Source organism: uncultured Sphaerochaeta sp. (assembly GCF_963676625.2).
In the GTDB taxonomy this organism is placed as follows: Bacteria; Spirochaetota; Spirochaetia; order Sphaerochaetales; family Sphaerochaetaceae; genus Sphaerochaeta.
Window position 1 is genome coordinate 140075 of the sequence record NZ_CAXXYB010000008.1, and the last position, 26607, is coordinate 166681.

24 protein-coding genes are annotated in these 26607 nt (G+C 45.5%); 9 read left to right on the forward strand and 15 right to left on the reverse strand.

Annotated features, from left to right (window positions below; all coding sequences use genetic code 11):
* The first annotated feature begins 77 nt into the window (after window positions 1-77).
* Genes ACHZBG_RS11255 through ACHZBG_RS11270 form a run of 4 tightly spaced genes read left to right on the forward strand, consistent with a single transcriptional unit; the run spans window position 78 to window position 3203 of the window.
* Window positions 78-1046, forward strand: a complete 969-nt coding sequence (locus ACHZBG_RS11255; RefSeq protein ID WP_320129554.1) for a patatin-like phospholipase family protein — start codon at window positions 78-80, stop codon at window positions 1044-1046.
* A gap of 45 nt (window positions 1047-1091) precedes the next feature.
* Window positions 1092-1436: a hypothetical protein gene (locus tag ACHZBG_RS11260; protein WP_320129555.1), complete on the forward strand. Its 345-nt coding sequence runs from the start codon at window positions 1092-1094 to the stop codon at window positions 1434-1436.
* Between the two features lies 1 nt (window position 1437).
* Window positions 1438-1860, forward strand: a complete 423-nt coding sequence (locus ACHZBG_RS11265) for an ATP-binding protein (protein WP_320129556.1) — start codon at window positions 1438-1440, stop codon at window positions 1858-1860.
* A complete protein-coding gene (locus ACHZBG_RS11270) occupies window positions 1857-3203 on the forward strand; it encodes a [Fe-Fe] hydrogenase large subunit C-terminal domain-containing protein (RefSeq protein WP_320129557.1) in 1347 nt (448 codons plus the stop codon). The genes ACHZBG_RS11265 and ACHZBG_RS11270 overlap by 4 nt, the downstream gene beginning before the upstream one ends.
* Here the strand turns inward: ACHZBG_RS11270 and ACHZBG_RS11275 are convergent.
* The gene (locus tag ACHZBG_RS11275; RefSeq protein WP_320129558.1) at window positions 3166-6120 is read right to left on the reverse strand and encodes an insulinase family protein; all 2955 of its coding nucleotides are present in this window, start codon (window positions 6118-6120) and stop codon (window positions 3166-3168) included. The two genes, ACHZBG_RS11270 and ACHZBG_RS11275, sit on opposite strands and share 38 nt — an antisense overlap.
* A gap of 85 nt (window positions 6121-6205) precedes the next feature.
* Here ACHZBG_RS11275 and nfo point away from each other — a divergent pair, with 85 nt between their 5' ends.
* Window positions 6206-7054 carry a deoxyribonuclease IV gene (gene nfo, locus ACHZBG_RS11280; RefSeq protein WP_320129559.1) on the forward strand — a complete coding sequence of 283 codons (849 nt, stop codon included), beginning with the start codon at window positions 6206-6208 and terminating at the stop codon, window positions 7052-7054.
* Between the two features lie 2 nt (window positions 7055-7056).
* Window positions 7057-7836, forward strand: a complete 780-nt coding sequence (locus ACHZBG_RS11285) for a glycerophosphodiester phosphodiesterase family protein (RefSeq protein ID WP_320129560.1) — start codon at window positions 7057-7059, stop codon at window positions 7834-7836.
* 10 nt (window positions 7837-7846) lie between these two features.
* On the opposite strand, the gene ACHZBG_RS11290 is transcribed toward ACHZBG_RS11285, so the two are convergent.
* The 5 genes from ACHZBG_RS11290 to ACHZBG_RS11310 form a co-directional block, all read right to left on the reverse strand.
* The gene (locus tag ACHZBG_RS11290; RefSeq protein ID WP_320129561.1) at window positions 7847-9271 is read right to left on the reverse strand and encodes a hypothetical protein; all 1425 of its coding nucleotides are present in this window, start codon (window positions 9269-9271) and stop codon (window positions 7847-7849) included.
* Window positions 9272-9275: 4 nt separating this feature from the next.
* On the reverse strand, window positions 9276-10340 hold the full coding sequence (locus tag ACHZBG_RS11295) for a hypothetical protein (RefSeq protein WP_320129562.1): 1065 nt from the start codon (window positions 10338-10340) through the stop codon (window positions 9276-9278).
* Window positions 10337-11581, reverse strand: a complete 1245-nt coding sequence (gene pepT / locus ACHZBG_RS11300; RefSeq protein WP_320129563.1) for a peptidase T — start codon at window positions 11579-11581, stop codon at window positions 10337-10339. Before pepT ends, ACHZBG_RS11295 begins: the two co-directional genes overlap by 4 nt.
* A 104-nt stretch (window positions 11582-11685) precedes the next feature.
* Complete coding sequence (locus tag ACHZBG_RS11305) at window positions 11686-12543, reverse strand: hypothetical protein (protein ID WP_320129564.1); 858 nt, start codon at window positions 12541-12543, stop codon at window positions 11686-11688.
* Entirely contained in the window at window positions 12540-13127 is a 588-nt protein-coding gene (locus ACHZBG_RS11310; RefSeq protein ID WP_320129565.1) for a hypothetical protein, read from the reverse strand. The genes ACHZBG_RS11305 and ACHZBG_RS11310 overlap by 4 nt, the downstream gene beginning before the upstream one ends.
* 261 nt (window positions 13128-13388) lie before the next feature.
* Between ACHZBG_RS11310 and ACHZBG_RS11315 the strand changes: the two genes are divergently transcribed.
* Entirely contained in the window at window positions 13389-14489 is a 1101-nt protein-coding gene (locus ACHZBG_RS11315) for a hypothetical protein (RefSeq protein WP_320129566.1), read from the forward strand.
* On the opposite strand, the gene ACHZBG_RS11320 is transcribed toward ACHZBG_RS11315, so the two are convergent.
* Complete coding sequence (locus ACHZBG_RS11320) at window positions 14460-15086, reverse strand: hypothetical protein (protein ID WP_320129567.1); 627 nt, start codon at window positions 15084-15086, stop codon at window positions 14460-14462. The two genes, ACHZBG_RS11315 and ACHZBG_RS11320, sit on opposite strands and share 30 nt — an antisense overlap.
* Before the next feature lie 38 nt (window positions 15087-15124).
* Window positions 15125-15571, reverse strand: coding sequence for a PTS sugar transporter subunit IIA (locus ACHZBG_RS11325; RefSeq protein ID WP_320129568.1), 447 nt, complete (start codon window positions 15569-15571; stop codon window positions 15125-15127).
* A gap of 88 nt (window positions 15572-15659) precedes the next feature.
* On the opposite strand from ACHZBG_RS11325, the gene ACHZBG_RS11330 reads away from it, so the two are divergent.
* Complete coding sequence (locus ACHZBG_RS11330) at window positions 15660-17723, forward strand: hypothetical protein (RefSeq protein ID WP_320129569.1); 2064 nt, start codon at window positions 15660-15662, stop codon at window positions 17721-17723.
* Window positions 17724-17824: 101 nt separating this feature from the next.
* On the opposite strand, the gene ACHZBG_RS11335 is transcribed toward ACHZBG_RS11330, so the two are convergent.
* Together ACHZBG_RS11335 and ACHZBG_RS11340 are read right to left on the reverse strand one after the other, a co-directional pair.
* Entirely contained in the window at window positions 17825-19177 is a 1353-nt protein-coding gene (locus ACHZBG_RS11335; protein ID WP_320129570.1) for a glucose-6-phosphate dehydrogenase, read from the reverse strand.
* Between the two features lie 2 nt (window positions 19178-19179).
* Window positions 19180-19845, reverse strand: coding sequence for a 6-phosphogluconolactonase (locus ACHZBG_RS11340; protein WP_320129571.1), 666 nt, complete (start codon window positions 19843-19845; stop codon window positions 19180-19182).
* Between the two features lie 227 nt (window positions 19846-20072).
* Here ACHZBG_RS11340 and ACHZBG_RS11345 point away from each other — a divergent pair, with 227 nt between their 5' ends.
* Window positions 20073-20429 carry a hypothetical protein gene (locus ACHZBG_RS11345; protein ID WP_320129572.1) on the forward strand — a complete coding sequence of 119 codons (357 nt, stop codon included), beginning with the start codon at window positions 20073-20075 and terminating at the stop codon, window positions 20427-20429.
* A gap of 84 nt (window positions 20430-20513) precedes the next feature.
* Here the strand turns inward: ACHZBG_RS11345 and ACHZBG_RS11350 are convergent, their stop codons facing one another.
* From ACHZBG_RS11350 to ACHZBG_RS11370, 5 genes are all read right to left on the reverse strand, one after another.
* Window positions 20514-21650: a GGDEF domain-containing protein gene (locus ACHZBG_RS11350; RefSeq protein WP_320129573.1), complete on the reverse strand. Its 1137-nt coding sequence runs from the start codon at window positions 21648-21650 to the stop codon at window positions 20514-20516.
* Between the two features lie 371 nt (window positions 21651-22021).
* The gene (locus ACHZBG_RS11355) at window positions 22022-23770 is read right to left on the reverse strand and encodes an NADH-dependent [FeFe] hydrogenase, group A6 (RefSeq protein WP_320129574.1); all 1749 of its coding nucleotides are present in this window, start codon (window positions 23768-23770) and stop codon (window positions 22022-22024) included.
* A 22-nt stretch (window positions 23771-23792) separates the two neighbouring features.
* Entirely contained in the window at window positions 23793-25580 is a 1788-nt protein-coding gene (locus tag ACHZBG_RS11360; RefSeq protein WP_320129575.1) for an NADH-quinone oxidoreductase subunit NuoF, read from the reverse strand.
* Entirely contained in the window at window positions 25580-25984 is a 405-nt protein-coding gene (locus tag ACHZBG_RS11365; RefSeq protein ID WP_320129576.1) for a (2Fe-2S) ferredoxin domain-containing protein, read from the reverse strand. Before ACHZBG_RS11365 ends, ACHZBG_RS11360 begins: the two co-directional genes overlap by 1 nt.
* 34 nt (window positions 25985-26018) lie before the next feature.
* Window positions 26019-26603 (reverse strand): sensor histidine kinase, encoded by a 585-nt coding sequence (locus tag ACHZBG_RS11370; protein WP_320129577.1) that lies wholly within the window; start codon window positions 26601-26603, stop codon window positions 26019-26021.
* Between the last annotated feature and the right edge of the window lie 4 nt (window positions 26604-26607).

Consider the following 26607-nt stretch of genomic DNA (forward strand, 5'->3'; position numbering starts at 1 on the left):
TAAAACCAAAGGAAGAAAAGAACAAGCGGAAAAGCTATTCCTTGAACTTTTCTTTTTTTAGGACGTATACTTGCAGCATGCAAGAAAACCGACGAATAGGACTGGTATTGGCAGGAGGAGGAGCAAAAGGCGCCTATCAATTAGGTGTCTGGCAAGCCTTGAGAAAAGCAAATCTGGAACAACTGATAACCGATGTCTCAGGGACCTCCGTGGGAGCCCTCAATGCCTGTATGTTCGCCATGGGAAATATTGAAAACTGCAAGGATGTCTGGCAGACCATCCAACGAAAGGATGTCCTGCCTTTTACCAAGGAAGATAGCGAAAGATTGGTACAGCAATTGTTTTCTGACTTTCCGGAGTTCAAGATCAAAAAAGGTTTCCAGAAAACCCTCCTTCGGTTCCTTTCTGCAAAGCTTGCCTCGGGAATATTCCCAAGGGAAAAAATGCGTGAAATCATCGAGAATCATATAACAGACCCTGTCTTGCCCTACCAAAAGGTTCAGGCCTATGCAACCTGTTTTTCGTGTACGGAAATGAAAAGCAAGTCTTTCTTGCTGAACAGGCTTCCCAAGCAGGAAGCGGAGGCCATATTACTGGCCAGTTCAGCCCTCCCTTTGCTATTTTCAGTCGAAAACATTGGAAATGAACAATTTCTTGATGGAGGAATAACCGACAATATCCCTGTAAAAATACTCTATGATACAGGAGTGCGGGATTTCATAGTGGTTCATCTTTCACGAAAAACCGCCGTAGATAGAAGGTCCTTTCCCCAGGCAAGATTCGTGGAGATCATCCCCCAGGAGACACTGGGTAATTTTTTCAAGGGAACCTTGAATTTTGATCGGGGCACAATTCAACAGCATATTGATCAAGGAGAAAAGGAAGCCTTGGACATCTTTTCCACTGCCGTTTCCCTTGACAAGTTATTTGAGACAAACAAGAACTCATCAGGGTTTGTAACTGATTCAGAGCTCAAGGAACGTCTCCGATTGAAGATGCTCCGCCCCCTCAAGACGTATGCCTTTCAGAACAAGGACGGCATATAACTATTTTTTTACCGAATTTAACCGTGGCATGATATACTGGAACCCATGAAATTGAAAGATATCATTGCCTGTGTCGATGGGATTCTGGTTTGTGGAGAATCACATCTTGACCAAGATGTACGGAGTGGGTTTGCCAGTGATTTGATGAGTGATGTCCTTACCCTCCTGGAAGACGACATACTCCTCATTACGGGGTTATCAAACAACCAAGCGATCAGAACAGCTGAAATGAGCGATATTACCAATATTTTGCTTGTGAGAAACAAAAGACCAAGCCAAGGCATGATAGACATGGCAAAGGAACTGGACATTGCGCTGGCCTACTCTCCCTACTCTCTTTTTAAAGTAAGTGGATTGTTGTATGAAAAAGGGTTAAAGCCGGTATATTGAGATGCATGAAGAATTTACCGTCCCTGCAAAAGATTTCTCGGTGGCTGGGGTTGCCTCAAGCAAAATCAAGCGTCTTCTAAAACAGCTTGATATTCCTCCGCACAAGATCAAGCAAATCATCGTTGCAACCTTTGAAGCAGAGGTCAATGTCATTGCCCATTCCTACGGAGGCAAACTTGTTTGCGATATCGAGGAAGATAGCGTTTTGATACAAGCCATCGATATTGGTCCCGGAATAGAAAACCTGGAGTTGGCCATGACCGACGGTTGGTCAACGGCAACAGAAGAAGTGAGGGAATTGGGCTACGGAGCAGGCATGGGTATGTCGAATATCAAAAAGAACTGTGACAAACTTGATATCTACACCAAGGCTGGGGATCATACCAGAGTCTCGATGTATTTCAAATTGGAGGTTCAATCATGATTGACCGACCTTTCCATCACAGTCTGCATGTACGCGAGGACCTTTGCAAGGGATGTACGCATTGCATGAAACGTTGCCCTACAGGGGCTATTCGCATCGCTGGGGGAAAAGCTCAGATAATCAGTGAACGTTGCATCGACTGCGGACAATGCATGGCCGTTTGTCCAAACAACGCAATGGCAATTGAAGAAAGCTTATTCGGGCAATTGCTGGAATATACCCATAGGGTGGCAGTCATTCCCGCTGTTTTTTTTGCCCAGTTTCCTGATATCTACACAGTCCAGCAGATTTGCCGGGCCTTCTACGACTGCGGCTTCACCCAGCTCTATCTTGCAGAGACAGGAATCGACATCCTGCATTTGCTCAAGGCAACCGAAGCAGACCAGGAAAAACCCTTGATCAGCAACTATTGTCCGTCAGTTCAGCGTCTTATCCAGATCCGCTACCCTCTCCTATTGGATAATCTGAGCAGAAAACGGACCCCAGCCCAAATTGTAGCCTTGTTTGCTCGATCGGAGCTCGAACAGACCTATGGAATCGAACAAATCGGGATTTTCTACATTACTCCCTGCGCAGCAAAGATAGCCCAGATAAAGACCCAAGGGTCAGAAGATAATTCCTTGTTCCAGGGAGTAATCAATTTTGACACTGCCTACAATATGATAAGAAGCTTGCTTTCCAAGAATCGGAAGTTGTATGCCTTGGATGGCGATACGACCTTTTCATTTCCCCTGTGTACCAGAAAAGCTGCCCGTTGGTGCCTGCCCAAGGGGCAATGCAACACAGTTGAAGGAAGGACTTTGGCTATTGACGAAATGCATAATGTAATCGAATTTCTGGAACTTCTCGAACAAGAGGAGGACGTTGAGTTGGATTTCCTTGAGTTGGAGGCTTGTGCCCAGGGTTGTGCAGGGGGAATACTGGCGGTCAGAAATCGATTCCTGGCAAGTGAAAGACTCCGGCACTGGTCCGAAAGCCTGCCCAAGGAACTTCCCAAGGAATTGGAAGAGAGAATCCTCAAGCATAAGCAGTATCTGCTTCCCCAGCTTTATCAAGAACAACCTAAACCCAAAACCACCATGAAACTGGATGAAGATATGGCAAAGGCACTCCACAAGATGGAAAAAGCCCGCCAGATACTTGCGGTTCTTCCCCGAATCGACTGTGGACTATGCGGGGCCCCGACCTGTAAGGCCCTTGCAGAGGACATTGCCAAAAGCAAGGCAAGCATCAGGCAATGTGTCGTACTCAAACTCAAGGACCCCAAGGAACTCAATTCCCTTGCTAGAATATGGGGGGAACGACCTACAGTGGCAAACGTACCGAAGGGCGATCAAGCATAGGATTCTTTGCTTTTTCAATATCCAAAAGCTGTCCACCGGCAATGGCTACAAAGGAATCCTTTTGTTCAGCATTTTCCAACAAGGCCTTGGCTCCTTCATTGAGATCCTGGGCCGTAATCTCCAGAAGTTGTTTCCTTCTTTTCGAACGGAATTCATCAGTTATCCTATACAAGATCCTCCGAAAGGAAAGAATTGCTTCCTGGGAAGGGGAAAGAGGCTTCAAATCATCTCCTACCGTAGAAATAAGGGCATTCTCGATATCCTTCCAGTCAATTTTCTTGGTTGCATAGGTTTCCAATACCTTGCGGAAATCGGCAAGCGTTCCTGCAATACGAGGATCCCGATATGAAGTAAACAGAAAAAGTTGTTCCATGACATCGGCATGGGCTGATACCCCGTAGGCACCCCCCTGTCCCCGTACGATTTCCCATAAATCATTGCCTGAAAGAATTTGGCCCAAGAGTACCTGGGCTGCCTGCAGCTTCGACCCGCAGGGACTGCTCTTCAATACATACGCACTATAACTCACAGTCGAAGGCAATCTATACAAACCTATCGAATGAGCTTCGCTTTCCGATACTTCCTTGTAGTTACGTTGCCGGTGAACAATACCTTCTCCCTGAGGAAAGTCCAAAAGGAATGTTTCCAAAGTCGAGGTTAAATCCTTTGCATACTGTTCATCGCAAGTTAAATGAAGAGAAAATCGACTTCTTGAGCAAAGGGTCTTTTGCAATGCCAGCAATTCCTTTGCAAGGGAAGGAATTTGATCCTCCAAGAGAGTTTTCAAAAAGAACCATTGGTGAAAACCCGAGAGGATTTCACCTTCATGCTGTACATTGCTCATCACCGAGGCAGCAGCCAAAGCTGCAAAACTATGGGCATTATAGGTCACATTATCAGCATAATCGGTCGTAAGATCTGAAAGAGCCGCCTGTATCCGTTCAGGATCGCCTACCTTGGCATTCCTGAACAAATCTCCGATAAAGGTCATGGCCTCGGGGAAATCCTCGACCAGGGTCTTGATACGGGATAGTACCAACTGTCGATCAGTAGTAGCCTCCAAAGTAGAGCCTGACTCCAAGAATAGACTGAAATCCCCGGTAAGATGTCTGAGTCGAGTTGATACCTGCGGATAAGTAAGATCACCAAGACCCGTCATTTGAATCAATCGGATATATAAGGGCATCAACCTAAGTTCCCGTTCCGAAAGGTCCTCAATCTGTATTGCCAAGTCCGCATAGACAATACCATTGCAAAACAAAGGACGGTAAAACAAATCCCTTCCTGCAAGCAAGGAATATTCATGTGTATTGGTCTTGACCTCGTTGGGTAAGTCCTCAAGGTGTAATCTTGGAACAGTGGCAAGAGCTTCGGGGGTATCCCCTTGTTGCTCGAATTCCAGGAACCGGCCATTCTGCTCCATAAGGGACTTTACGCCCTTCTTTCCCAAGGCATCATATTGTTGCTTTGCATATTTCTCGATGGAACCCAATTGTCGTTTCAGATGTTCCTTGTCCGGTACGACCGTCACCAGGCATCGGTGAGGATTGTCCAAAAGATGCTTTTGCATCCAGTCTTCGAAATACCGATCGTTTTTCTCCATGGCCGCTTCCAAAGCCACCAGGGGTTTCGATATTCCGATGGATTCAGATGGGCTGAGATCCAGCAACCAGGCACGCAAGGATCGCAATAGTGCACGAATTCCCGTAGGAATACCGCCAGGTATCTCTTGTTGCTTGAATTTGGCCCGTTTCACGCAAGAGGCAATGACCTCTCGATCAATTCCGTCGGTGACCAATTTCTTGATCTCGGACAGTATGAGATTTTCTGCTTCTTCTGCTTTTTCTTGCTTGATCCCCTTGAATCCCACAACGAAGGGCATTTGTCTGAAATCTGCACTCATTCCGCTTTCAGGGGATATATCGAGGCCGAGTTTTGAATCAAGCAATGCCTTGTAAAGAGGAGACCCAGGATTTCCCAGCAAGATATCGACCAAAGTCGAAAGGGTAATGACTTCCAAAGGATCGCTGACTTCACTGGTTGCCCAGGAAAGGACCACGGAGCAATTTCCTTCGCCCTCTCCTTCTTCAACGGGACTGGTAAAGGTAAAATGTCTGGGAGAACTCCAAGGTTGCGAACAAGGAGGAATATCATCGACTTTTATCATTCCACAGGTTCTCAAATATTCCTTGTCCAGATATTCCAGTTTCTCTCCCACGGGAAGTTTTCCATACAGGAACAGACGACAATTTGAAGGATGGTAGAACCTTCCATAAAAGGAAAGGAATTGTTGGTAGTCGAGCTTTATGATCTCTTCAGGGATTCCTCCCGATTCAAAGGTATACAGAGTATCGGGAAACAGGGTTCTGACACTTTGCCTTCCAACGATACTATCATGGTCGGCACCGTCACCCAGCATTTCATTGAAGACGACTCCTTCAAAATGACAGGCCTCTCCATCACAAACCAGACGAACACCCTCTTGTTGAAAGGTTTCCTCACGAAGCAAGGGAGCAAAGACGGCATCGCTATACACATTGAAAAGATTCTCAAAATCCTCACGAAGAGGACTGGCTGCGGGATAGACCGTCTTGTCAGGATAGGTCATGGCATTCATGTAGGTATTGGTGCTTCCCTTCAAAAGAGTCATGAAGGGGTCCCTGACCGGGTATTTTTGGGAACCGGCGAGAACACTGTGCTCAAGGATATGTGCTATTCCGTAATCGTTGCTTGGTGTGGTCTTGAATACATAACCGAAGAATAATTCGGAATCATCATTGACGACCTGATATACTTCCATTCCGGTCGCTATATGCCGAAACAAATAACCTGTTGCCTTGTAATCTTCCAGAGGGGTTACCTCCAGGAGTTTAAACCCAGATATCTCACTTCCAACGGACAACCGTTTTTCGACCATGATCCTTATGCTCCTATGCTAGGAAGCAACAGTAGCATTACTTACGGTGATTGACAACCCTTCGTTGAAGAGCTACCTTTTTCGCATGTTTTATGTTGGTTTCCATTCCAGTATTGCCGGGGGTTTTGAGCAGGCTGCCCTCAAGGCACACGAACTTGACGCTACAGCTTTTGCCTTGTTTACCAAAAACCAACGGCAATGGACTGCAAATCCTATAACAACCGAACAAGCATCTCTTTTCAAGAAGACCTGTGCTAGTCTGGGGTATGGAAAAAACCAAATTCTTCCCCATGACAGCTATCTTATAAATCTCGGAAATCCAGATCCAGTGAAACGGCAGAAGAGTCTCGAGGCCTTTCTCGATGAAATGCATCGAGTCGCGACTCTGGGATTGGATACGCTTAATTTCCATCCGGGATCAGCTGTGGACAACAGCGACCGGCAGTCCTGTCTCAAACTCATCGCCCAATCCCTGGATGAGGTCCTGGAGCAAGAACCATCAGTTTCCCCCATTCTGGAAACAACCGCAGGGCAAGGATCTACCGTGGGGTCTACCTTTGAAGAAATTGCCAAGATTCTGGAATATTGCAAACATCGTGACCGAGTGGGCATCTGCATCGATACCTGCCATATTTTCGCAGCAGGCTACGATATAAGGAATCCTGAGGCTTTTGCAAATACCATGGAGCAATTTTCTGCTATACTCGGTTTTGACAAATTAAAGGGAATGCATCTTAACGATGCAAAATTAGATTTGGGAAGCCATATAGACCGCCATGCAAGCCTCGGTGAGGGTTTCATAGGTCTTGATTGCTTTTCTTTCATCCTGAAAGACCAACGTTTCTCCCAGATTCCCCTTATCTTGGAAACCCCCGACAGCAGTCGTTATGCTGATGAAATTTCACTATTAAAATCATATTCCCCAGGAGTTTGAACATGAAACCATTTTTCAAGAATACTGAAAAGCCGATGCTATTCGGTCACAGGGGCTATTCTTCCATTGCCCCGGAAAACACCTTGTCAGCCTTTGCAATGTGCGTAGAGAGGGGAATTCCCGGAGTAGAGCTTGATGTCCATCTTTGCAAGACCGGAGAGTTGGTGGTCGTCCATGACTCAAACCTCAAACGGGTAAGCGGACAGGATGTCATCGTGGAGGAATTGACCTTCCAGGAACTTCGAAAAATTGACGTAGGCAGTCATAAGGGAAGTGCATATGAAGGGGAGCAAATTCCCTTGCTTTCCGAGTTATTCAGGACTTGTTCAGATAAATTGTACTATGATATTGAACTGAAAGCCTCGGATATAAAGAATCATGGGCTTGAACAAAAAACCTGGGAAACCATCTGCGCTTTTGACTTGGAGAAAAACTGCATGATAAGCTCCTTCAATCCCATTTCTCTTCGCCGATTCAACACGCTGACCCATTTTGCCTTGCCGACTGCCGTCATTTATTCCGACGGGGAAGGCGTTCCAAGAATTTTTCGCCATGGCTGGGGAAGACATATAGCACGATGCAATTACCTAAAACCTGATAAAGCACAAGTAACAAACCAGACTATGGAAAAATTTCACACCAAAAAAGGGTATCCCATCTGTTCCTGGACGGTTAATTCCAAGGAAGATGCAAAGACTTTGTTGGATATGGGAGTTGAAGGGATAATCAGCAATAATCCCGGAGACTTCCTTGACTTGGTCAGGACCTATACAAAACACTGACCTGAAAAACTCAAAGCAGATACTGGGTAAGCAAGGATGAGGCAATCATCCCAAATCTTCGAAAGGCTTCACCTCTTGCCTTTGATGGATCCACATCAAAGGCAACTGCCTCGATTTCGCGGGTATCGGCAATGGATTCACTTTTCGAAAGGTCCCAGATTTGTACAGAACCAGAGACAACTACCGTATATTTGCCACCAAGAAGTTGTTCATCAATAATACCCACCTTTCCAAGTAAAAAATATCTGGCTTGTTTATTCAATTTTGCAATTTCAGCTTTCAGATCAGTCCCTTCCGTTGCTTCCACCATCTGAGAGTCCGCAAAAACAGAATCGATGGAAAGTTCGCTGCACATTGCTTCGGTGGCGGTTCGGGAAGTCAGCAGTTCTCCTTTGATGGAATATTCATGAATATCAGCCAGAAGGCCTCCATCTTGCAAAGGAGAAACCAAGGAATAGGCAAAACTGACACGGTTTGCATCAACTGCAGCTATGAGTTTCTGGATTTTCACATCTGGTATGATACCTTGCAACCTTGAAATTGCCTCAGAAAGATCAAGCCCAAATACAATGGTCCCACTTCCTGCTATCCCTTGGTTATAGGGGACGAAAAAAATAAAGCCATTATTTGCCGTATTGAACATCAACGTATCGGTGTAATCCCTTCCAAGACTATTCCTGGCAGAAAATCTTGCCTCAATGGGAGCATTGAGAATCTTGGGAAACAACAATCGACTTTTTCTTCTGAGATACACAGTACAGGTAGCCTTGCTGGCATCCGATTTTGATATGGAGAAACGTAATGCAGAAATGGCTGCTTCTGCTTTCTCCAGTAAAGCATCTACTTCATGCTGTTTAACGGAAACCATACCCCCGGAAGAGACTACCGCGGCTTCGAGATAGAGGTTGATCGCCTCAATATCCTTGTTGAAGCGATACGCCTGCTCTGCTTTTGAAAGCATAGCTTCTATGTCGTTATCCCGTTTGTACATTGCATTCATTACATCAGTACGCTTGGAAACCAACTTTGCAGTGTCTGCAGTAGCCATAAGATAGGAGGCAAAGGTATTGGCATCATTTTTTGCATATTCATGGGTAATTTTCAATCCGAGCACTGCAATTGCATCAGTTGTAGTCAATTCGCGGTAATACATATTCTTGACATCCTGTCCGATATAGGCAGAAAGTTGGGTAATAATATCTTCATAGGCAACCAAACGGGCATTGAAAGATACCGTACCCTCCCCTTTTCCCACGAATATTGTCTGGTTCGCTGCTGCCTCAGGCTCATAAACCCAGGAAGGAACACCTTCAACCGAGGATCTGACAAGATTTGAAATCGAGGAACAGGAAGAGAACAATCCCAAGGCAAGCAGAAAGACCACCAGTAGGAAAATTTTCTTCTTTTGTAGGATGATGCCGATTTTTTGTCTCATAGTATTACCAAGTGTACGACGTTGAGAGAATAAGAGAAAGTCCTGAATCGTAGGCCTTATCGGATAATGACCAATATTTACTGGAAACACCTACTTGCAGGGCCCAACTTGCACTGAGGGAATATTGATAGGATAGCTCAGCTTCGCTGCCCAGAATCATCTCATTTTCTGTTGTGGAAAACCCAAGGCCTATCCTGCAGGCAGCAGAAATTGAACCGTTGGCAAGACCTTGCCTCGTGGAACCAAATACCAGGGAAAGAGGAAGACGAACTTCAAGGCCCGTAAGTCCAAAGGTCGCAAAAGAACCATCCATACGATACAAGGCAGATACCTTGAGAGAAAATAAGAAAGGATATAACCCGATATTTTGGCTATAGGTCCCTTCAAGGCCCACTGTAATAAGGGAATTCTGATAAGAAACCGGTGCCGAAACCGTAAAGGTTCTCCCTGAAATCTTGGACAAGGCCATACCTGGAAGCAAGGTTTTTCCATACAGAGGTAGAAACCGAGCCACAGGCACATCCCCTTGAAGGATACCTTCGGTTACCAAGAGACCTGTTCTTTTCCCTTGGTTATCGGATACCGCGACCTGATCACCAACATGCAACAGAGTCCCTGATGGAAGGGAGGAAGAAAGACTTGAGCCATGGACATACCCCAAGGATAGCCCTTCGATCTGGTCAAAAAGGGACAAGGCATCATACCTAAGTTGAGAATAGAGTGTTGTTTCAATAGAGTCTCCCAAAGAAGCAAGGCTCTTTCCCTTGGCAAAAAGCTGCAGCTTCAGAGCCTTTCCCCGAAAGAAGAAATTAAGGGAACATCGAACCTGGTAGGGACCGGTAAGTATGATGGGATCTATCGAAACCGACACGTCTTCCCCTTCCTCCAGAGGATAGGGAAGACGTGGTAAAAAACTTCTTTCGGTTGCTGAACGTACCGAGGCCTCGACAAGATGCCCCAAGTCGGTCTCTGCATCCACTTCTGCCAGGGTTACCTGGAATTTGGGCTCCATACTGAAGACAGGAAAGCAAAGCATCAGCAGAAACAACAGCAAGCCGATTCGCTTCATGCCTCGGCACCTATCTTGACAATCTCAAGCACCAAGGAAGCACTGTCAACCATTGCCGGCAAGGCAGCCCATTCAAATCGGGAATGAAGATTATGGCCTCCCGTGAAAATATTGGGACAGGGGATATGCGCTTCATTTGCCATCCGCGCACCATCCGTACCGCCTCTGATCAACTGTTCATCCAATTTCATGCCAAGACGTTTTCCTGCTTCCTTCAAGGATTCCATTGCAATTGGCTTTTTTTGGGCGGCGAAGACCATATTGTAGTACACGTGCTTTGCCTCAACAGTAACTGTTCCATTCGGATAAAGGGCTTCCGTTGCCTTGGCCAGTTGGTGTATGGCCTCGATTCTACGATCCAAGACAGTCAAATCAAAATCCCTAAGATAGAGGATGAGATCAAGATCCGTGGCATTTCCATTGATGGTCTGCGCACAATAATAGCCATATCTGCCATCGGTGGCCTCGGGGCTTTCTGCCTGAGGCAAGCCATTTACAAAGAAGGCAGCCATGGTAACTGCGTTGACAAGTCTCCCCCTGGCAGCTCCCAGATGGTAGCTGACTCCGGAGAAATGAACTTTTACGGTAGCGGCATTGAAACATTCAGATTCAATCTCAAACCGTTTGCCCCCATCAACGGTATAACAATAGTCACAACGAATCTTGTCATAGGGAAAATCATCCATACCGGCACCGGTTTCCTCATCACAGGTAAAAATCAACTCAAGCTCCCCATGTTTGATTGTCTTGTCAGAACAAAGCACCTGGGCAACTGTCATGATCTCCGCAACTCCTGCCTTGTCATCGCTTCCAAGCAAGGTTGTTCCGTCGGTTACGATGAGCGTCTTGCCAAGATATCCTGCAAGCTCTGTATTTTCTGCGGCAACTATGGAATATTCCTCATTGAGCTTGATATCTCCACCTGCATACGCTTCAATGACCCGGGGTTTCACCCCGTTGCCCATCACATCGTCAGCGGTATCCACATGGGCCATGAGACCAATGGTGGGTACAGTATGATCCAGGTTGGAGGGTATATGGGCAATGACAACGCCCTTCTCATCAAGGCATACATCCTCTAGGCCGAGACTTTTCAATTCAGTGACAAGCAGATTCAACAAGTCCCACTGATTATCGGTAGAGGGGCGTCTGGTGGCTGCAAGAGCCTCGTCACTCATAGTATCGATTACTGCATACCGTAAAAATCTTTCCAAAAGTTCTTTCGCTACTATAGTTGCCATATATTCATCTCCTGTAAAATGTTTTTTCCAATAAAAACATTATTTCACAAACCAATGGAGAGAGCAACATACAAAAAAGGGTACTGTATCAGTACCCCCTGCCATCAAACAGTAAAATCATATTGCTTGAGCATTGGCTTGACCATATCGATTACATTATACAGGGCAAAGACACATATGATGATCCCCGTAACGACAGGCCCCCTTTTCATGGTTTTTCCCACGGCAATCATACTTGAGGCCAAGGCAAAGGAAACCTCAGGTTCCGTCGTTACACTCAGAAGCCATTCATTGAAGGATTCATCAATATTTCCACCGAATTGATAATAACGCCAAAGGGACATCATCGAACTGGCAACCACCCCGGCCGCGACAGCAACGGCGGAGGCAGCCGTTATCTTCCCCCAGAACACAGCTGTCGGAATGAACGCATAGACAATTCCGGCAGTAAACAAAACCAGTGTCCGGGTAACCAACTTTTGCATATCCTTCCAGAAAGCTGCCCTCTGGGAAGGAGCAAGTCCCCTGGCAAAGGTTTCGCCATCTTGCATCATAAGGGAGCGAGTCTGTGAGAGCTTGGCTTGCAAATCCACCATTGCTTCCTCGCTGATAAGATCCTGGGCATAATCTACGACCGTTTCAACCTGATTTTCCGTATTTCCCTTGCTCACTGCATAACAAAACTCAAGGTACGCTCGTCCCTGGTCTTCCAATAGAGTACTTTGGACAACATCCTCTCCCTTGGGAAAATCACCCTCCAAGGTTTTGGGAATCTCGATATCCAGATAATCCTGTACCACATCTTTCTGTTCTTCAATCACCCTTGCAACCGAGGAAAACAATTCTTTATCGGTTATTTTTGCTTTACTGCTTGCCTCCCATCCCAGAGAACACCCTGAGAGTTGAACGATCAGACAAAACACAATGGAACATCTGGCAATTCCTTGTACTGACTTGTTCATTGAACACCCCCTCCTTCCTGCCGAATAGAATCTTCGTTCCTCATCTCTGGTTTGGGAATGGCAAGAAAATCCCAACCAAAAGAGATGGAAAAACGAACCTGGGAATATCCGGGAAAAGAATTTGAAAGTGAATCGTATTCATTTTCAAAGACCCCATTTGGATCTCTGATAAGAAGTCTTGGCTCCACAAAGAAATCCTTGAAGAAATGCCAAGTAAAGCCAAAAGCTACTTCATTGAGCGTGGGATTGGGTTCGGCAGGCTTGTCCAACCCTCCATAGAATCCCATTTGAAAAAGTGAAACTGATATGAAAAAACCGTTATAGAACGGTCGATAGTCCAGAAAAAGACCAAGCTCAAGAAGAGATACATCATTATAGGTAGTGTCCGAAAAGAAAGAAAAAGGCAATCTGAGTCCAAAGCCGGAGGAAAGCCTGAATCCAAAATCCACCCTTGCCTGGAGGGAATCATTCCATAGAACGTCCAGCCCCGAAGCATCGGCAGAAACAAATACCGTATTTGATTCTTCAGCCCAAAGGCTTGAAAGACAGACAAGCATCAATAATCCAATAAGTGTTTTTCTCATCCTGCCACTCTCCTGAGAGCTCAACCCTAGCATCTTCCCCAGATGGGAAACATTCCCTAAGTCAACTACATAAAATTCAGGATGGAGACATGAAAAAAAACCAGAAAAACTTTCTGCTTGGTAAAAAAAGAAAGAATTCTTACCTCGATTAGAGGGTCTACATATACTTTTATGAAGAAAAAAAGAGTTTTTAAATAATGGGGTAAAAATTGCAGTGTAAGATCGTAATTATTTGTTATACTAAATATAAGGAGTCTTGACGTGAACAAAAACTTGGTAAGTGTGTTGCTCATTATCGCCAGCATTGCAATCCTTGGAGGAACCTATTGGGTTTTCAGACAAGGGAAAACTGTGCCTGTGGCAACATCAATACAGGAAAGCAAAACCCTTGAAAACAATTCGGCCATGCAACAAGAGAAAGCTACAAACGAGCAGAAAACACAGCAAGATCAACTTCAGCCGATAGCAAAAACAGTAATCGCAAAAGTTACTGATTCTGGACAGAATGCAATTGCCCCGGTTGAAACAGTAGCGTCACAACTGCCAATATCTGCTGGACAGGAAAGCAAGAAATCCGAATTGACGGCAACATCCAAACCAATGCCCTTGCCTAACGATCCGCTTCTCGCTTCCCTTTTGCCACAAAAGGATATGATAAGGATTCCTCTTCTGGCAGCTGAATCCACGTCCCCATATATTACTCAAGACATGCTAAAATCCATTGCTGAAACAGGTTCACCCCTGAAAACCGCAATTTCAAAACCAGAAAGTATGTCCAATGCACCTGTTCAGGAAATAGAACCGATAGCCCCAACGACTTCTGTTGCTAATTCTGCAGGTACAATGAGTGGAAACGAACCAACATCAATGGACGTCAAAAAGCCAGAGGTCAAGGCTGAGACGATTCCCTCGATTGCCAAGGAAAACACCTCCCAGATAAATCTTGCAATTTCTTTCTTTGATAAACAACTTGATACTTTTTCCAAGGGCTGGGGTGCAAATCTCGATTTTGTTGCAAATACGAATACCCTCAGCTTTGGAGGAAGCTTGGAACTTGGCATGATTTCCGATACTCCCAACAGGTTCTATGCCAGTATTCTAGGCAAAGGTATCTGGAATCTTGGAAAAGGAGATATAACGTTTCCCATCTCCCTTGCCTTGGGGCCAACGCTCTTCTATGACAGCACAAATTCAATCACTTGGGGAGCTTCAGTTCAAGCGATGGCAGGAATACAATACATATTGACTGATTCCTTCAGTTTATTTGCTTCAACAGGAATAACGTATCAATTGGAAATTCCCTCAATGACCAACCATTGGATTGCTGTACCCTTACGTATTGGTATTGGATTCAGGCTCTAGACCTTCTTTTTGATCTGGCTTGCTACCTTCCATGGCCTTCGAGAAAGAAGGTGCACTGGCTGCCTCGGAATATACTTCCACTGGTTGTGGGATGTGGGGAGTTTCGCTCCAACCAAGAGCCTTTATTATCGTCGCTTTCTGTTTCTTTGCCTTGAAATATACAAAGCGAGCTGAACTTTCCTCCTGGTAGAGCACAATTCCCTTTCTGACAGACAAGACAGGACCTACCCCTATACTTTTCAAGTCAGGGACTTCAAGAGACCAAACAGGCTTACAGGGAGCATTACGCTTCCAATCCTTATCTGATCTTTTATAGAGCACAACCTTCTTGCCATCGATGACCAGACGGCCCCTTACCAGATCCCCTTCTCCAAGAGGAGGGACCATACCACAGAAAAAAGAAAGAGCAAAAGGTTCGTCACGAACCTTTTTTACATCTTTTTCCGATACACCATAACTAATTATATAGAAAATATACACCAAGACAAACATTAGGGGAAACAGAGTGTAATAGAGGACATTTCCAATTTTTGCCGGAGAATAAAAGACAATCACGAGTGTTATTGCTAACAAGAGACCTTTGACAATAGTTTTCATAATAAGAATGTACCCCCATACAAGACAAATGAAAAGGATTAAAGCCCAAAGACTGAGAGAATCTCACTCTTGTCGGTAGCATGGATCATCCTTGTACGAACTTCTTCGGATTTCATGATCCTGCTGATTTCAGCAAGAAACTGAACATGTTGCTTTAGCCCATCATTGGGGGAGAGCATGAGGATGAAAATCCTGGATAGTTTTCCATCCAGAGCCTTAAAATCAAGACCCTCTGGTTTTATTCCAACGCAAGCAATTATTTTCTCGACTGCCTCTGTTTTTGCATGGGGGATGGCAACCCCATTCTGGATTCCTGTCGTCATCTTGTCTTCCCGTGCCAGAATATCAGAAAGTGCCAGTTTTTGGTCACTCACCAAACCAGAGGCAACAAGCAGTCCCAACAATTCAGAAAGGACCTCTTGCTTTGTATTTGCAAGCAAGGGCAAGCAGATCAACTGGTTCGTCAGAATATTTTTCAGTTTCATTATACCTCCAGTATCCTGTTTTCCAAGTAAAAAGCAAGAATGTTGAAGCAATACACTGCAAAAGTATTCTTTCCGGTTGGAGGTTTTCATGAAAAAACATCAAATCATTTCCGGACGAATCGCTTTTGCCATAGTGATCATGGCCTTGCTCATTCTGTCAGGCTGCAAAGAAAATCCAGGACGCTCAACTCTTCACTTGGCCCTGCAAAGCGGTTCTTCAAAAGAAAAGTCATTGGTTCCTGTTGGAATCCCTCTTGCTGTGGAACACTTTCTCATCCAGGGCACAGGACCGGATAACAGCACTTTTTCCCTGGAGTCATCAAAAGCCAACCTGGAAATAGAAGGACTCTTGATCGGTAACTGGAACTTGTATGCCGTAGGGCAAAACAGTTCCGGGGTGGATCTCGTAGAAGGAACAACTTCCTTCCAGTTGACTTTGGAACCCACGAATGCAGTCATCCAACTCGATACCTTGAAGGGAACGGGAACCATGACCCTTAATTTCCAGTGGGATGTTTCCAAGATTTCCAATGCGGCAATTGAACTATCCATTACCAACCAAGACGGCGTAAAGACTTCCGTAACCCCGACAGTCAATAATCTGGCAAATGGGGCTGTTACCTATAGCGCTTTCTATCCGGCAGGATCCTATCTGGTACAGGCACGTCTCTATAGCGGGACTATAGCAGTCTCAGGTTGTGCTGAGGCAGTCAGGGTAGTAGGAAACAAGATAACCGAAGGAACCATCATCCTGGACCTTGATAAGTATGCAGAGATTCCCAGTTCCCTGACCCTCGTAAACAAAGCAGGAACTCCCATTGAATGCTCTATAAGTGGATTATCTTCATCGATGGTTGCCATGCAAAAAGTAACGGCAGAAATAACGACCAGCAATATTGCAGATAAGGGGAGTCTGGATATCAGCTGGTATCTGGATGGAGAACAAATCGCCACTGGCTTGAGTTGTCCCTTCACTCCTACGAGCGGGACCCATCGTCTCGATGTCATAGCAAAGGGGGCCTTGCTAGCCAGTTCTGGATCTGCCAGTTTTCCTTTTCAAGCAACGGTTGCAGGGACAGCGAATATTCCTGTTCTCGTAACCGAGGTTGTGGACGGAACCGAAGGCTTATATGTCGGGGGAAAGGCCAAGATAGCATTCCTTCCTGATGGAAAAGTATTACTGGCAAGTACAACTCACAATTCCCTGCAAGTATGCAGGATCGTCCGGGACACTCTGGAAGTCATGCACACCTATACTATCAATGATAATTTCAACACCACAAGCATCACTGATATCCTGGTCGACCCCAATTCGTACAGGGTCGCCATCGCTGATAATACGACTCCCGGTATTGGTCTATATCAGTATGACGCGTCCGACAGTTCCCTCACCAAACTTTTTTATAGGAATAATGTCAAATATACAAAGACCGATGGAACTACCCTTACCTTTCCTTCCATTGATAAACTTGCCCTCGACAGTTCCGATGGTACCCTCTATTGCACGGTTCCGCTTTCCACCGATCTGCCAAAAAGCAATGCATATGCGTCAACCCAGACAGATTTCCAGACGAATTCCTTTTCCTATTTCTTCTTATCGAGTCTAGCAGAAATTTCGGGAATGGCGATATCACCGGGTAATACCAAGGCAGCCCTTTTCAGCACCCCTGACGGATTTCTCAAAATCTGTACAAGAGATAATTCCGATACCTTGCTGGCAAACGACAAAAATTTCAGTGCCGAGGAAAATGAAACCCCGTACTTGAAGGGAATACGTTCGGTTGCGTTCCTCAATGAGAACAATGTAGTTTGCGGAACTGCAAATGCACTCAATCGTTTTGAGAATACCAATTCCCTGACTTGGGAACAAAAAGATGTTTGGATCTCTGGGCAAGACGGGATCGACAACATGCAGGGAATAACTCAGTTGCTTGCCAATCCAGAGGGAACCATTCTGTATGCCATTTGTCAGGACAGCAAGAATATAAACTGCTTTCAGGCAGACAGCACTTCAGGGGAATTGAGCTATCTGGGAAGTACACCGCTGGGAAGCTTCATTCCCTCCGAGGCCGACATTTCGCCTGACAAGGAATTTTTGGTCCTGGTTTCAAATGCCAGTAATAAAATTCTGCTCTGCAGAATTCCACAATAACAAGGAGGCTACCGGATAGAAAAAGAAAAGAACCATCGCACCAACCTTATAGCAAAGGACGCAGGCAGATACCTGCGTCCTCTTTGAAAGCCTCTCCCAATCTAGGCAAACCACTCGAATTCATTGTCCCTGGCCAATTCCTTGGCAAGGTTCGGAAGCCGTCTTGCAGGATAAATTTCCAAAGGGATATCTTCTTGCAGCATGGGAACAACGATTCTCCAGGCTTCGCGGATTTCCTGCATCGAAGGAAAGAGACTCTTATCCCCTTCAAGTATTTTCCGCACGATCTGTTCATAGGCCTCTGGGGTATTGGCTCCGAACGTTTCTGCCTGATTGAACCGAAACCGTACCGGCTTTGACTTCCAGGCAGTATTCGGTTCCTTGAGATTCATGCATATATCAATGGTAAGCTCTGGATGAATGGTAATGATAATCCCATTCTCGGCTATCGCATCATCATGCATCACCTTCTTGGTAGTATTTCGGAATTTTATATAAATAAGGGACTTGGGTTCATTCTGCATCTTGCCTGTTCGTACATAGATCGGGATACCGGTAAACCCATAGGTATTTACCGAAAGCTTGAAGGCTGCATAGGTGGGAGTGTTTACCTCGTGTCCGCTGTTGATGCCCAGGGATTCATATTTTCCCATCCTGAAATCAGTGATCGGGGCAATAGAGCGCAACACCTTCACCTTTTCTATGGCAATATCCTCTGGCGTAAGGGCCGCAGGCTCACTCATCGTCAAATAGGTAATGATTTGCATGATGTGGTTCTGTATCGTATCGCGAACCACCCCGATTTTTTCATAGAACCCCAATCGCTGATCGACTCCATGGGTTTCGTCAAAGATTATCTGTATATTCTCGATGGAATCCTTATCCCAAATCCTTCGTATGATATCGTTGTGAAACCGAAGGATCAAAAGATTCTGCATGAACTCCTTGCCCAGGTAATGATCAACCCTGAAAATCTCTTTATCGGAAAATCCCTTCAAAAGAATTCTGTTGTAGCGTTCGGCACTCTCCAAATCGAACCCAAAAGGTTTCTCGACTATGATCTTCTTGGAAATGACGCAATCGCAGGAGACCTGGGAATCGATTTTTTGTATCTGGGCAATGACCTCTTCATACAAGGAAGGTTGCAAGGCCAGATAATAAATCAGTTCTATCTCCTCTGCCTTCCCCATTATCTGTTGCAAACGGTCATGCAAGACGTCCGTGGCCTTGGGATCCTCCATATCATACGAAAGGTATTCGAGCCTTTCCAGGAATTGCTCAGAAACATTTGAATCCACCATGGAAGCGAGGAACTCTGCACGATCGGCAAACCTTCTGCCCAAGGCAAGCACCGTAAAATCGAAGCCCTTCCTGATAAGACTGTCATAGGCAGGATAGAGTTTCTTGCGAACAAGATCGCCTGTTCCCCCAAACTGAATAATGATTCTTTTCATACTTACATTCCCTTTAAATCAGTAACAATATCGACCGAAAAACCTTCCAGGGAAAAGAAACTGCAAGGAAGGGTCGAAACTTTTTCTCTACCACCCAACAATCGGGACAAAGCCATACGCTTTCCTTCCCCAAGAAACAGCAAACGAATCTTGGCCTGGCTTGCCTTGGCTCGAAAACCACTGTAGGTTACGGTAATACGTCCAGCAGGGGGTTTCGGAGAGTTGTCAACAAAAGCAACCTCAGCTTTTCCTGGTTCGTCAAGACAAGGATAGGACCCGGGAAACAGGGAAGCAAAATGACCATCCTCTCCTACTCCCAGATAGAGCAAAGACAATTCACCTTCATTTTCTATAAAGGGATGCCCCACTTTGGGAACAATCAATTGGTCAGGCTTGAGAATACCCTTGTTGAAGGCCTCTTCCAATCCCGCCTTATACAGCGTATTGAAATTGGTATCCTCGGATAGACGTTCATCAACCAGGTAGAGACGCAAACGCGAAAGGATGTCCTGGGGGCAAGAAAGAATTCCCTGTATCAAGGGAAGGGCGCTCCGTCCCCCTGGCAGTCCAATACGTATCAATCCTTTTTGATTTCCAGCTATGTCAACCACATCATCATGCACTAAAAGTGCCAAGGTGTCGGATAAAGCGAGGTATATCTTTTTCATAAAAAAAATATACAATAAATCTGGTCAACAGGACAGTATAAATGCCATTGTCCCCAATTATTGGAACAAATAGATATTTTTGGTGCAATCAGGATAATTTCCAGACACGGCGAAAACCATGTTGACTGATGTTTTTTGGGATCTATAGTAATTATGCTAGATAGATGATTCATACATCAAAAGAGGAGTTCTTCACCGGAATACCAAGGCTAAGGAAGTGGATGGTGATGTTTGTTTCTGTTGTTTTTTTCGTAATAGGTTTGTCGAGTCTTGCCCTGTCGATTGTCTTGTCAGAATGCGGAGTGGTTGCCAGCGGAGTCATTGTAGAAATAAAACGTACTAGCAAAATGAACCAAACAAAGGCCTTGTTTGTAGAATTTCAGCCTAAAAACGTAACAGCTCCCCAAGTGTTCAAATATTTGATAGGTGCCTCTTGGTTCTCCTTTTCAATTGGTCAGAGTGTTGAGATACGATATTTCTCCTTATGGCCAAACCTGTTTCTTATCAAATCAGACAAGTCTCCATTTATTATATTCACAGGATTCATTGTCTTTGGCTTGGTACCGATCGGGAGATTCTTATAAGGAAATGAATATGATTGGAAAAACACGCCTTGTTTTTCCTGAAGGATATGTACTTTCGATATTCCATAACCAACGGATATCAACTCAAGAATGAACCTCGGCCAATTCCGTTCGATTCCTTCCATGCTGCTTAGCTAGATAAAGCGCTTTATCGGCGGCATTGAAGAATGCCGTGGCATTTTCCCAATTTGCCTTGAATGTCGCAACTCCGCAACTGAAGGCAATATTTATTCCCAATATCTTTGTTGCATTTTGCGTTACCTCATTTCGGAGATTGTCACAAGATAAGACAGTCTCAATGGTATCAAGACGTTTATACAGTATTGCAAACTCATCACCACCAAAGCGAAAGGCATAGGTATCTTCTCCTTCCCGGTTTTTCAGAAGATGGGAAAAATACAAGAGCACCTGGTCTCCTTTGGCGTGTCCATAGGTATCATTGACTGTCTTGAAATGATCCAAATCAAGAATAGCCAGGGAAAGTGGTTCTCCATTATGAATACTCTCCTCGACAAAGGAATTGAGAAACTCATCAAACGTCGACCGATTATGCAATCCTGTAAAACGGTCGGACTGCATCATGCTGTGCAACCTCGACTGCATTTCATAGGACACCTTCAGTTCAGCAAGGTTATCCATGGAATACCGGATCAGTATTCGAGAAAAAACATAGGCACAACTCACAAGGGCCAAAGCCGAGAACAATTCCACCCAGAGATATCCGTCCTGTATACGAGCGGGAATCCAAGGCAAGATGATATAGGTACAGGCTATCATGGTCCCGATACTGATAAGAAAAACGTTCCTTGTCAATTTAGGTTGGGAAAACATGGTAGAGATAAAAATCGGTATAAGAAAGGAAGCAAGCAAGACCAGTGCTATCTTATGAACTACAATCAAAAAGGCAAAACAAAAAACCAAAAGCAAGATGACAGTGTATTCCTTTACGATAAGAGAAATTTTTTCTCTTTTGACAAGGAAATCAATAATCCAGACAACTGCTAGCAAAACACCTGTAGGAATGAGTATATAGCGCATCCAATAGTAATAGGTCGTATAGGGTAGATTTGCCGGAAGTGCAATCCATTTCCATACGGCCACCAAGGCAACGAAATTAATCAAGACACAAAGATATCCAGATAGTACAATCAAGTGACAGAACCACTCCTGTCGCTTGCGGAAATTCTTTTCTTTTACTATCTTATTATCCAACAATGCCATATAAAAATCCCTTTCTAGAAATCTTGTCATAAATTCCAATCTACCAGATTTCGTAATATGTATGCTTATTCAACACGAAAAATCTTCTTACCGTGCATGAAAATCACTTTAGCAAACGTAGCTTTCACTCTCTTGCACAATACAAAAATGACTTAAAATACTCGAACTACCCCTAGTATACTCTTTATATAATCAGGATAGAGCGTCTTAATTACAAACGCAAGGATTTTAATTGGATAGGTTACATACCAACAGTGAATATATTCTTCTTTAAGTATTGTTTTATCAGATAAAACACTTCATAGCAATAGGGCCAAAGAATGCCCGGCCTTGTAAAAAGCCGGGCATTTCGTACCATGAAAAAATTTTGATCAAGCTTTATACAGCGGAATCTCGTGATAGCTGGTATGCAACAGATGGTGAGCCTTCTTGCTCATCGGCTCCGTGAGGAAATCCTCATACAACTTGATGATGGACGGGTTCTGGTGCGAGCACCGTACCTGACTGTTCTTGTCATCAGAGTACAAACCTTCACTTCGCTCCCTACGTACTTCATCGTCAGCACCATACGGCTGACCACCACCGGCGATACAACCACCGCGACAGGCCATGATCTCGATAAATTCATACGGAGCTGTCTTGCCTTCCGCCTTGGCAGCACGAATCTCATCCATCAAGACCTTCACATTGGAAAGACCATGGACCACGGCAACCCTTACAGGAGTACCATCGAAATCGACGGTCCCTTTCTTGATCTCCTCAAGTCCACGTACAGCCTCAACCTCAACCTTGTCCATCTCTTTCTTGGTTACAAGATGGTAGGCGGTTCTGACTGCGGCTTCCATTACTCCACCGGTAGCACCAAAAATGGTACCGGCACCAGAATATTCACCGATCGGGCTATCAGCTTCCTCTTCTTCAATCTTGAGGAAGTCCATACCGGAACTCTTGATCAAACGAGCAAGCTCACGAGTCGTCAAGACCAGGTCGACATCAGGATACCCAGAGGCATGCATGTTATCGTCGCGCTTGATCTCATACTTCTTGGCAGTACAGGGCATGATGGCAACAGAGAAAATCTTGGCAGGATCTACTTCAGCCTTCTGGGCATAATAGGTCTTGGTAATAGCTCCCTGCATCATCATCGGACTCTTGGCACTTGATACATTCTCTAGCAAATCAGGATAATACTTCTCCACATAGTCGATCCAAGCCGGGCAACAGCTTGTCAACTGCGGCAAAGCGCCACCCTTGGTCAAACGACTCACCAACTCACTTCCCTCTTCCATGATGGTCAGATCAGCACTGAAGTTGGTATCGTGAATTACGTCTGCCCCGATTTTACGAAGAGCAGCATAAATCTTTTTGGTCGTTACCGTACCGGCAGGAAGTCCGAAGGACTCACTCAAGCCAACACGAATCGAAGGGGCGATCTGCACGACAACCTTTTTCTCCGGATCAGCAACAGCAGAACGGAAAATATCAGTCTCATCGCGTTCATAGATGGCTCCGACCGGACAATGGGCTGCACACTGGCCACACTTCACACAAGGACTGTCATCCAGGGCAAGCATTGCAGCAGGAGCCATGCAGGTGGAATCGCCACGGCCAATGAACTCAAGGGCAAACACACCTTGAAGATCCTGACAAACCTGTACGCAACGACCGCATTTGATACATTTGATTGGATCAAGCACGATGGAGGCAGTCGATTTGTCAGCTAGCTTGTCATTGAGCCTGACCTCGAAGGGTTGCTCCCTGATGCCGAACTCGGCAGCCAGGTCCTGCAACTCACATTCGCCATTGCGAATACAAGTCAGGCAGGAAGTCGGATGGGTACTCAACATCAATTCCAGAATTGTCTTGCGAACGGAAAACAGTTCCGGGTCATTGGTGACGACACTCAAGCCTTCACTGACAGGGGAAGCACAGGCACGAAGGATTTTTGCATTTCCTTCCTGCTTGACAATACACAGACCACAAGAACCAAAGGGCTTGAGGTCTTCGTGATAACAAAGAGTCGGGATGCGCACCCCGGCAGCCTTTGCAGCATTCAATACGCTGGTCCCCTCTTCTACTTCTACGGGGATACCATTTATCTTTACATGTACGATACTCAATTGATTCCTCCTCTTGAAGATCCTAGTGGATCTCGACGGCTCCAAATTTGCAAGTTTCCTTACACACACCGCACTTGATACAAATGCTGGAGTTTATGGAGTGGACCTGTTTCTTTTCACCGGAAATTGCCGCAACCGGGCACTTACGTGCACAAGCAGTACAGCCAATACATTTCTCCGGGTTAATCGAATAGGTAACCAACTTCTTACAAGTACCACTCGGGCATTTCTTGTCAATGATATGGGCCATATATTCCTCGGGGAAGAAATGCATGGATGAAAGAACAGGGTTCGGGGCTGTCTGCCCAAGGGCACACAGGGATCCTTTCTTCATGGCTGCCCCAATGGTCTTCAAGGTTTCCAGATCCTGCAACGTGCCGTTTCCTACCGTTATCTTTTCAAGGATATTGCAAAGGGAACGTCCACCAATTCTGCATGGGGCACATTTTCCGCACGATTCATCAACAGTGAAATTCAGGTAGAACTTGGCAACATCGACGATACAATCGTCTTCGTCCATGACAATCATTCCACCACTACCCATCATTGAACCGATGCGAACCAAGGAGCCGAAGTCAATCGGAGTATCGAGGTTGGCCTCGGTGATGACACCACCGCTGGGACCACCGGTCTGCACTGCCTTGAATTTCTTTCCATGGGCAATACCACCACCGATATCGAATACGATTTCCCGCAGGGTAGTACCCATCGGTACCTCGACAAGGCCTGAATTGCAAATCTTTCCCGTCAAGGCAAAGACCTTGGTTCCCTTGCTGTCGGCAGTACCTATCTTGTTGAACCAGTTGCCACCCTTGGTAATGATCACAGGGACGTTGGCCCAGGTCTCGACATTATTGATGACAGTCGGTTTTCCCCAGAGTCCCTTTACGGCAGGGAATGGTGGACGAGGTTGTGGCATACCACGATGACCTTCGATTGACTGCAACAGAGCAGTCTCCTCACCACAGACAAAAGCTCCTGCACCAAGACGGATTTCAATATCAAAGTCAAAACCGCTTCCCAGGATATTGGTGCCCAGAAGGCCATATTCGCGAGATTGCTTCATGGCAACTTCCAGTCGATGGATGGCCAAAGGATACTCTGCACGAATATAAATATAACCTTGGTGGGCTCCGATGGCCTTTCCACAAATAGTCATTGCTTCAAGAACCGAATGCGGGTCCCCTTCCAGGGTGGAACGATCCATGTAGGCACCGGGGTCACCTTCATCGGCGTTACAGACAACAAACTTGACATCACCAGGAGCCTGCTTGGTGAAATTCCATTTCATCCAAGTGGGGAATCCTGCACCACCACGGCCTCGGAGCCCGGCAGTCTTCAATTCCTCGACGATATCGTCACTGGTCATTTCAAAGAGGGCTTTTTCCAAAGCGGCATACCCTTCACGGGCAATATATTCATCAATGTTCTCAGGGTCAATAAAACCACAGTTCCTCAATACAATACGGAACTGCTTCTGATAGAACTTGATATCCTCGACCTTTGCATGCTTATGGCTTGCTTCCTTATTATACAAAAGACGGGTAACTTCACGTCCCTTGATAATATGCTCGGCAACGATCTCCTTGGCATCTTCAGGCTTTACCTGTACATAGAACGAATCCTCGGGAAGGATCTTTACGATCGGTCCCTGTTCGCAAAAACCGAAACATCCGGTTTTGACTACCTGTACTTCTTCGGCCAAGCCCTGTGCCTTGCACTCTTCCACAAGGTTCTGGTAAATCTGGTCTGAACGGCTCGATTCACAAGCTGTACCTCCACAGACCAAGATGTAGTTTCTGAAAGCCATTATCTACCCCCGTCCTTCTTCATGATGTCAGCAGCAGGGCGATCAAAGAGGTGATCAGTTACCAACTGCTTACCGATGATGTGTTGCTCAACAATTTTTTTAGCTGTAGCAACATCTACATTGCCATAAATTACGTCGGGCATACCGGGAACCAAAACCTCTATGGTTGGTTCCACATAGCAAAGGCCCATGCATCCAGTCTGGGTGACCGATACATTCGTGATTTTCTTCTCATCAAGAATCTGCAGGAATGAATCCAACACGACCTTGGCCCCTGCTGCGATACCACAAGTACCCATTCCGATGATTATCTGGCAATCCTTGCCCTCGATATCACGCTTCTGCAAGGCACTCTGCTTGGTTTCCCTCAGCTTTCTCAAATCTTCAAGCGTCATTTTACCCATTGTTCACGTCTCCTCAATATTCTGCGAACCAAAGCTACACTACAGAAGGTGCATGCTCCACATAGAACCGTTTCAGGTCGTCTTCCTGGGATGTCAAGAATTCCAACAGCAAGGTCATTGTACCGCACTGTGTCAAAGTACCCAGGACATCCACCAATTCAGATTTTGAAATCTCATATTCACCTTGTCCCTTCCGGGTGGTAAGCGAACGTTTTACGCAAAATCCGAATGCAAGCGGATGGCTAAACAAGAGTCTCAAGGTTGAAGGGAGGTCACCTAGCGGCGGAGTATCGATATTGTATAAATCAAAACTAAAATCCACCTGGGTACCTTTGCCAACCTCGGAATTCAGGGAAAATGTTCCTCCGGCAGCTTCAACTGCCTGGATGAGAAACGGCAATCCCAGACCGACCTTTCGTTTCTGATGCTTGACCCCATCCGTATAGAAAGGATCGAGCACTCTCTTCTGCAATTGTTCATCCATGCCCTTGCCGTTGTCCTGGACCAGGCATCGAAGCCTATCCTCGGTCTCCTCCAGAATGAGGCTGACATAGGTACTTTCTGCCTCAAATGAATTCTGGACGATATCCAGCAAGAAATCACAGATAAAAATATGCATATGC

Excerpts from the sequence above, each read along its gene's own strand:
- ACHZBG_RS11255 (WP_320129554.1), top strand. The coding sequence starts at position 78 with ATGCAAGAAAACCGACGAATAGGACTGGTATTGGCAGGAGGAGGAGCA.
- ACHZBG_RS11260 (WP_320129555.1), top strand. The coding sequence starts at position 1,092 with ATGAAATTGAAAGATATCATTGCCTGTGTCGATGGGATTCTGGTTTGT.
- ACHZBG_RS11265 (WP_320129556.1), top strand. The coding sequence starts at position 1,438 with ATGCATGAAGAATTTACCGTCCCTGCAAAAGATTTCTCGGTGGCTGGG.
- ACHZBG_RS11270 (WP_320129557.1), top strand. The coding sequence starts at position 1,857 with ATGATTGACCGACCTTTCCATCACAGTCTGCATGTACGCGAGGACCTT.
- ACHZBG_RS11275 (WP_320129558.1), bottom strand. The coding sequence starts at position 6,120 with ATGGTCGAAAAACGGTTGTCCGTTGGAAGTGAGATATCTGGGTTTAAA.
- nfo (WP_320129559.1), top strand. The coding sequence starts at position 6,206 with ATGTTTTATGTTGGTTTCCATTCCAGTATTGCCGGGGGTTTTGAGCAG.
- ACHZBG_RS11285 (WP_320129560.1), top strand. The coding sequence starts at position 7,057 with ATGAAACCATTTTTCAAGAATACTGAAAAGCCGATGCTATTCGGTCAC.
- ACHZBG_RS11290 (WP_320129561.1), bottom strand. The coding sequence starts at position 9,271 with ATGAGACAAAAAATCGGCATCATCCTACAAAAGAAGAAAATTTTCCTA.
- ACHZBG_RS11295 (WP_320129562.1), bottom strand. The coding sequence starts at position 10,340 with ATGAAGCGAATCGGCTTGCTGTTGTTTCTGCTGATGCTTTGCTTTCCT.
- pepT (WP_320129563.1), bottom strand. The coding sequence starts at position 11,581 with ATGGCAACTATAGTAGCGAAAGAACTTTTGGAAAGATTTTTACGGTAT.
- ACHZBG_RS11305 (WP_320129564.1), bottom strand. The coding sequence starts at position 12,543 with ATGAACAAGTCAGTACAAGGAATTGCCAGATGTTCCATTGTGTTTTGT.
- ACHZBG_RS11310 (WP_320129565.1), bottom strand. The coding sequence starts at position 13,127 with ATGAGAAAAACACTTATTGGATTATTGATGCTTGTCTGTCTTTCAAGC.
- ACHZBG_RS11320 (WP_320129567.1), bottom strand. The coding sequence starts at position 15,086 with ATGAAAACTATTGTCAAAGGTCTCTTGTTAGCAATAACACTCGTGATT.
- ACHZBG_RS11325 (WP_320129568.1), bottom strand. The coding sequence starts at position 15,571 with ATGAAACTGAAAAATATTCTGACGAACCAGTTGATCTGCTTGCCCTTG.
- ACHZBG_RS11330 (WP_320129569.1), top strand. The coding sequence starts at position 15,660 with ATGAAAAAACATCAAATCATTTCCGGACGAATCGCTTTTGCCATAGTG.
- ACHZBG_RS11335 (WP_320129570.1), bottom strand. The coding sequence starts at position 19,177 with ATGAAAAGAATCATTATTCAGTTTGGGGGAACAGGCGATCTTGTTCGC.
- ACHZBG_RS11340 (WP_320129571.1), bottom strand. The coding sequence starts at position 19,845 with ATGAAAAAGATATACCTCGCTTTATCCGACACCTTGGCACTTTTAGTG.
- ACHZBG_RS11345 (WP_320129572.1), top strand. The coding sequence starts at position 20,073 with ATGTTTGTTTCTGTTGTTTTTTTCGTAATAGGTTTGTCGAGTCTTGCC.
- ACHZBG_RS11350 (WP_320129573.1), bottom strand. The coding sequence starts at position 21,650 with ATGGCATTGTTGGATAATAAGATAGTAAAAGAAAAGAATTTCCGCAAG.
- ACHZBG_RS11360 (WP_320129575.1), bottom strand. The coding sequence starts at position 25,580 with ATGGCTTTCAGAAACTACATCTTGGTCTGTGGAGGTACAGCTTGTGAA.
- ACHZBG_RS11365 (WP_320129576.1), bottom strand. The coding sequence starts at position 25,984 with ATGGGTAAAATGACGCTTGAAGATTTGAGAAAGCTGAGGGAAACCAAG.
- ACHZBG_RS11370 (WP_320129577.1), bottom strand. The coding sequence starts at position 26,603 with ATGCATATTTTTATCTGTGATTTCTTGCTGGATATCGTCCAGAATTCA.